This is a genomic window from Bacillus sp. 05T31 (assembly GCF_056396725.1).
Genome location: NZ_JBFTMA010000981.1, coordinates 1 through 1926, shown reverse-complemented (window position 1 = coordinate 1926; position 1926 = coordinate 1). Strand labels below are relative to the sequence as shown.

Annotated in this window: 1 protein-coding gene and 1 pseudogene; both read left to right on the top strand. The window is 32.5% G+C overall.

Features of this window, described 5'->3' with window-relative positions; genetic code table 11:
- The first annotated feature begins 4 nt into the window (after positions 1-4).
- Positions 5-511 (top strand): GNAT family N-acetyltransferase, encoded by a 507-nt coding sequence (locus tag AC1DJR_RS30505; protein WP_477004311.1) that lies wholly within the window; start codon positions 5-7, stop codon positions 509-511.
- Between the two features lie 138 nt (positions 512-649).
- Positions 650-823, top strand: a pseudogene (locus AC1DJR_RS30500) (peptidase S8); the annotation flags it as partial.
- Positions 824-1926: the final 1103 nt, after the last annotated feature.

Here is a 1926-nt window from a genome sequence, read left to right as displayed (position 1 = left end):
GTACATGTTTGTAAAAGCAGAAAGGTTAGTAATACGAAAATTTGAGTTCAAAGATTGGCAAGCTGTCCATGAGTATACATCAGATATCAATGTTATGAAATACATACCTGAAGGGGTTTTTACTGAAGAAGATACAAGGAACTTTGTGAATGAAAACATTGGTAAAAACGCTAAGAACTTTCCTGTGGTATTAATAGATGAAGATATCCTGATTGGTCATATAGTTTTTCATCAATATTTTGGTGAGCATACTTATGAGATTGGTTGGGTGTTCAATTCAAAATACTTCAATAAAGGATATGCTTCTGAAGCAGCACAAGCTACATTAAAATATGGCTTTAAGGAAATGAAATTACATAGGATAATAGCTACATGTCAGCCACAAAATATCCCATCATATCGAGTGATGGAGAAGATTGGAATGAGAAGAGAAGGCTATTTCAGGAAGTGTATACCACATGGGAATGAATGGTGGGATGAATATTATTACGCTATTTTAGAAGAAGAGTAGTGTCTCAGAACGCATTATTTAAATTGAAACTCCTATCCCTAAAGAGGCAAGTTGACTAACGTTAGTAGGATTCTTGCTATCGAAGGCGAAGTCCATGTCTGCTATCGCTGACGTGCAAGACCGTGGTGTCCCATTATCCTGAAAGCAATTTTATCTAAACCTGGATTTTTACCAAACTTAAGTAATGATTCTTCCATTGTATTTCCTGAGGAAGAAGAAATAAATAAAGGAAATGAAGGATCTACTATTACATTCCCCAAAGAGGATTCCGCTAATAGTGAAGGGAACTCTAGCTTCATTTTCCCAGAATAATTGTAGAGATACCTTTTATTTAGTATGAACGAATCTTATATAACTAGTTGTTTATAATACTAGTCAGATAGGCTCTTATGTGTAATAGCATAAGAGCCTATCTGTTGTACTTTTAACCATATGAGGAGGAAAGTACTTCTGGGTATATTTTTAGTGTAGTGAAGTGTCTTATATCAACATTTTAAAACTGCTAGGAAAGTGTGCTATTGTCCATGAAAAATATTGAGAAAATATTGAGAAAACGTTGAGAATGTTGCAATGCTATTAATCGTTGAGGAGTTAATTATGCCTTGTGATTTTATAAAAAAATAAAATAAGAAAGAGAACAGTTGCGTAGACTGTTCTCTTAAGGAGCGGAAGTGCTGAACATTTTCAATGACAATGATTCAAGCATTCCGTTAATAGTATGTGCATATATTTGCAGTTCATACAAGAAGGTAGCTAAAAAATAGCTACCTTGCTCAGGGAGAATTCAAGAAAATCAGAGATTCATTATGGATACAGATAGGCTGTTACCAACCTATTCGTATTATTGGAAAGGATTCCATAAATTATTCATAAGTTAAAATCTCACTTCATTATAGGTTCATTGGCTTGCAAAGTAAAAATAGCACTTTTCAAAAATGCTCTTTTTAAGATGTGCATTAGGACTTGAAAGAGGCATCAATAACAATTTAAGAGGAGATATCTTTATACAATATATGGAGGTGCTATGGAAAGGTGACGATAAAAAGAAAAAGAGCAGTTAGAATAAACTAACTGCTCAGCTCCAGGAGAATTGAAGACTTGGTTATTTATAGTTTTGACGGAACTTCGGGGTATTATTCAATAGTAGATGTAAAGAAAACATTATTAGAAAAGATCAAAAGGTATACGTACCTTTTGAAGTGTTAGAATACTCCTGAAGAAATAAATAATTCTAATTATAAAGGGCAGTTAATATTAATTCATTTTTGGCATAGGTTTTGATCATTATAAATCCAATTTTTCTAGTTTTGGGACGTTTCATTTACAGAAGATAGATAATAACATAATTTTCTCAATAAGGAATTTACTGCTTTTAATATAATTTTTTAACAATTCATGGTATATCTGTATTAAGG

Coding starts and splice junctions, on each gene's coding strand:
- AC1DJR_RS30505 (WP_477004311.1), top strand. CDS start 5: ATGTTTGTAAAAGCAGAAAGGTTAGTAATACGAAAATTTGAGTTCAAA.